Origin of the sequence: Micromonospora sp. M51, assembly GCF_018070305.1 — a bacterium.
In the GTDB taxonomy this organism is placed as follows: domain Bacteria; phylum Actinomycetota; class Actinomycetes; order Mycobacteriales; family Micromonosporaceae; genus Micromonospora; species Micromonospora parva.
This window is the reverse complement of record NZ_JAGPXZ010000564.1, coordinates 1-4,185: the sequence shown is the minus strand read 5'-3', so window position 1 is coordinate 4,185 and position 4,185 is coordinate 1. Positions and strand designations below refer to the sequence as shown.

General features: G+C 72.3%; 4 protein-coding genes. 1 reads left to right on the top strand and 3 read right to left on the bottom strand.

Going from position 1 to position 4,185, the window contains the following annotated elements:
* Nucleotides 1-85 precede the first annotated feature (85 nt).
* From KBX53_RS24555 to KBX53_RS24545, 3 genes are all read right to left on the bottom strand, one after another.
* Nucleotides 86-1,234 carry an Mrp/NBP35 family ATP-binding protein gene (locus tag KBX53_RS24555; RefSeq protein WP_030329233.1) on the bottom strand — a complete coding sequence of 383 codons (1,149 nt, stop codon included), beginning with the start codon at nucleotides 1,232-1,234 and terminating at the stop codon, nucleotides 86-88.
* 76 nt (nucleotides 1,235-1,310) lie between these two features.
* Entirely contained in the window at nucleotides 1,311-1,961 is a 651-nt protein-coding gene (locus tag KBX53_RS24550) for a DUF1003 domain-containing protein (RefSeq protein WP_030329231.1), read from the bottom strand.
* Nucleotides 1,954-3,240, bottom strand: coding sequence for a CBS domain-containing protein (locus KBX53_RS24545; RefSeq protein ID WP_030329229.1), 1,287 nt, complete (start codon nucleotides 3,238-3,240; stop codon nucleotides 1,954-1,956). Before KBX53_RS24545 ends, KBX53_RS24550 begins: the two co-directional genes overlap by 8 nt.
* Before the next feature lie 33 nt (nucleotides 3,241-3,273).
* Here KBX53_RS24545 and KBX53_RS24540 point away from each other — a divergent pair, with 33 nt between their 5' ends.
* Nucleotides 3,274-4,143 carry a PhzF family phenazine biosynthesis protein gene (locus tag KBX53_RS24540; RefSeq protein ID WP_210861882.1) on the top strand — a complete coding sequence of 290 codons (870 nt, stop codon included), beginning with the start codon at nucleotides 3,274-3,276 and terminating at the stop codon, nucleotides 4,141-4,143.
* Nucleotides 4,144-4,185: the final 42 nt, after the last annotated feature.

Below are 4,185 nucleotides of genomic sequence, written 5' to 3'. Positions count from 1 at the left end.
CCGGCTGCCCCGCTGGCCATGTCCGTGGAGACGACTCAGCCCGCCGGCCAACAGCGGCCGACGGGCTGGCGGTGGTCGTGGTTGGTCAGCGACCGGCGGGCTTGAGGCCGAGGGGCTTGCCGAGCAGCGACTCGCGGCGCACGGCGAGCCGGTCGGCGATCGCGCCGAGTGCCTGCGCGGCCGGGGACTCCGGCTCGGCCAGCACGACCGGGTTGCCGGCGTCGCCGGCCTCGCGGACCCGGGTGTCCAGCGGAATCTGACCGAGCAGCGGCACCTGCGCGCCGATGGTCCGGCTCAGCGACTCGGACACCGCCGCACCACCGCCGGCGCCGAAGATCTCCATCCGCGAACCGTCCGGCAGCTCCAGCCAGGACATGTTCTCGATGACGCCGACCACCCGCTGGTGGGTCTGCAGGGCGATCGCCCCGGCCCGTTCCGCCACCTCGGCGGCGGCGGTCTGCGGGGTGGTGACGATCAGGATCTCCGAGTTGGGCAGCAGCTGGGCCAACGAGATGGCCACGTCACCGGTGCCCGGCGGCAGGTCGAGCAGGAGCACGTCCAGGTCGCCCCAGTAGACGTCGGCCAGGAACTGCTGCAGCGCCCGGTGCAGCATCGGGCCGCGCCACACGACGGCGGCGTTGCCGGAGGTGAACATGCCGATGGAGATGACCTTCACGCCGTGCGACTGCGGCGGCATGATCATGTCTTCGACCCGGGTGGGTCGGCCGTCCGCACCGAGCATCCGGGGCACCGAGTGGCCGTAGATGTCCGCGTCGACCACCCCGACGGAGAGCCCCCGGGCGGCGAGCGCCGCCGCCAGGTTGACAGTCACGCTGGACTTGCCGACGCCACCCTTGCCGCTGGCCACCGCGTACACGCGGGTGCGCGACCCGGGCTGGGCGAACGGGATGACGGGCTCCTCGGTGGCGCCGCCGCCACGCAGCTGCGACTGCAACGACTGCCGCTGCTCCGGGGTCATCACACCGAAGTCGATCTCCACGCCGGTGACGCCGGGCACCGCGGCGACGGCGGCGGTGATGTCGGTCCGCAGCTTGTCCTTCAGCGGGCAGCCGGCGACGGTGAGCAGCAGTTCGACGCGTACGACACCGCTGGCGCCGATCGTGGCGGAGCGGACCATGCCCAGCTCGGTGATGGGCCGGCGGATCTCCGGGTCGTTGACGGTGGCCAGGGCGGCCTGGATCGCGTCCTCGACGGTGCTCACGGGTGCTGACATGCCCGCAATGCTACGTCGAGGGGCATCCGTTGCCGCCGCTGCCCGGGGCGGTGTGTGCCAATCGATGACCCGTTGGTCAGCCCTCCGACCGGCGCGGGGCGGTGCCGTCCGGCCGGGCGTCCCGGGTGAGGTCGCCGTCCAGGTCGTCGCGGGGTTCGTCCAGGCCGACACCGTCGTTCGGGCGGTGCGCACGCCGTTCCTGCCGGTTGTCCTTCTCCTGTTGACGGCGCTCCAGGCGCTGCCGGCGTTGGCCCATCTCGTCCAGCTCCTCGGCCAGCCGGGCCAGCTCGGAGCGGAGGAAGTCGCGGGTGGCGACCTCACCCAGGGCGATCCGCAGGGCCGCGATCTCCCGGGCCAGGTACTCGGTGTCCGCCTTCTGCGCGGTGGCTCGCCGCCGGTCCTCCTCCAGGGCCACCCGGTCCCGGTCGGCCTGCCGGTTCTGGGCCAGCAGGATCAGCGGGGCCGCGTAGCTGGCCTGCAGCGACAGCACCAGGGTCAGGAAGGTGAAGGTGTACGGGTCGAAGCGCAGGTCCGCCGGGGCGAGGGTGTTCCAGACGAACCAGATCGTGATCACCACGGTCATCACGACGATGAAGTTCGCCGTGCCCATGCCCCGGGCGATGCCCTCGGACCACCGGCCGAACGCCTCCGCGTCGAACCGGGGCAGCTTGACACCCCGGGGCTCGCGTGGCTGGTCGAGACGCTCCGTCCGCCGCTGGTCAGCCATCTGTGCCGTCCAGCGCGGTGTCGGTGCTGCCCGAGGCGGTCAGCGCGTCACGGTCCCGCCAGTCGCGGGGTAGCGAGTGGTCCAGCACGTCGTCGACAGTCACGGCGCCGACCAGCCGGTTGTTGCGGTCGATCACCGGCATGGCGACCAGGTCGTAGGTGGCCATCCGACGGGTGATCTCCGGCAGCGGGGTGGTGGGACGAAGTGGGTCGATGTCGTTGACCACCACCTTGCCCAGCAGGTCGGCCGGCGGTTCGCGCAGTAGCGCCTGGAAGTGCACCATGCCCAGGTAGCGGCCGGTCGGGGTGTTCTGCGGCGCCCGGGTCACGAAGACCTGCGCGGCGACGGCGGGGGAGAGCTGGGGCTCCCGGATCCGGGCCAGTGCCTCGGCGACGGTGGCGTCCGGCGGCAGGATGACCGGCTCCGAGGTCATCACACTGCCCGCCGTGCCGGGGGTGTACTTCAGCAGCTGACGTACCGGGTCGGCCTCGTCCGGCTCCATCAGGTCCAGCAGCACGTCCTGCTCGGGTGGGGGCAGTTCGTTGAGCAGGTCCGCGGCGTCGTCCGGGTCCATCTCCTCCAGGACGTCGGCGGCCCGCTCCCGGTCGAGGGCGGCGAGGATCTCCACCTGGTCGTGTTCGGGCAGTTCGCTGAGCACGTCGGCCAGTCGCTCGTCGTTCAACGCGGCCGCGACCTCGTTGCGCCGCGCGTCGGGCAGGTCCTGCAACGCGTTGGCCAGGTCGGCGGGGCGCATGTCCTCCAGTACGGCGAGCAGGTTCGCCGTACCCCGGTTGTCGGCGATGCCGCTGAGCCCGCGCACCCGGTCCCACTCGACCTGGTGCAGGTGGCCGCGGCGGCTGAGCCGACCGGTCTGCTCGCGGACGGCGACGCGGGTCAGTGACCATTCGCCACCCCTGGTGCACTCCATGGCGACGTCCACGACCGCGCCCGGCTGGCCGCCCGGGTCCAGTTGCACCCGCCGGTCGAGCAGTTCCTGGAGCACCAGCAGCTCGTTCGGTCGCTTCTCGAACCGGCGCAGGTTGAGGGTGCCGGAGCCGAGCACGACGGCGTCCGCGTCGATGGAGGTGATCCGGTTGATGGACAGGAAGATCCGACGACGCATCGGCATCTCGGCGACCAGCCCCACCACCTCCGGTGGACGCTTGGTTGCCCGGAGCCGTGCCACGGCGTCACGGACCCGTCCCACCTGGTCACCGTTCGGGTCGAAGACGGCGACTCCGGCGAGACGGGCGATGTAGACCCGGGTCGGCGTGCTCACGCGCACCAGCCTAAGCGCCTACTGTTTATCAACATGTCGACCTTGGCCTACGAGATCGTGGACGTCTTCACCGATCGCCCCTTCGCCGGCAACCCGCTGGCGGTGGTGTTCGGCGCGGAGGCGCTGGCCACCGAGCAGATGCAGGCGCTCGCGCTGGAGTTCAACCTTTCCGAGACGGTGTTCGTGCTGCCGCCGACCCAGGTCGGCGCCACCTACCGCGCCAGGATCTTCACCCCGGTGGAGGAGTTGCCGTTCGCCGGGCATCCCAGCGTCGGCGCGGCGGTCACCGCGTGCCGGCGGGGGATGTTCGGTGTGGGGCAGGTCACCCAGGAATGCGGGGCCGGTGTGCTGCCGATCGAGGTGACGGCCTCCGGGGCGACGTTGACCGGTGGCACCCCGACCCTCGGGCCGGAGCTGGATCCGGAGCCGTTGCTGGAGATCGCCGGGCTGGCCGCCGACGACCACGTCGGCCCCGCCCCCCGGGTCGCCGGCTGCGGGCTGGAGTTTCCGTACCTGCCGGTGCGGCCGGAGTCGGTGGCCCGCGCCCGGGTGAACGCGGCGGCGGCGGAACGGTACGGGGTGTCGCACGTCAGCGTCTTCTCCTGGGACGCGGCAGCGCAAACCGCGCACGCCCGGGTCTTCGTGCCGGGGATGGGCGTTCCGGAGGACCCGGCGACCGGTTCGGCGGCGCTCGGCCTGGGTGTCTGGCTGGTGGCGAGTGGTCTGCTGCCCGGCGAGGGGCGGTCGGAGTACGCGGTCCGCCAGGGCGTGGAGATGAACCGCCCGTCCGCGTTGGCCTGCACGGTCACCGCGGCGGACGGCGCGGCGGTCGGTGCGACGGTCACCGGTCAGGTGATGCCGGTGGCCCGCGGCGAGATCGCCGTGCCGCCGTTCGTGGGCTGAGCGCGGGCGCCGATGCGGGAGGATGCGGGTGTGACGGACAAG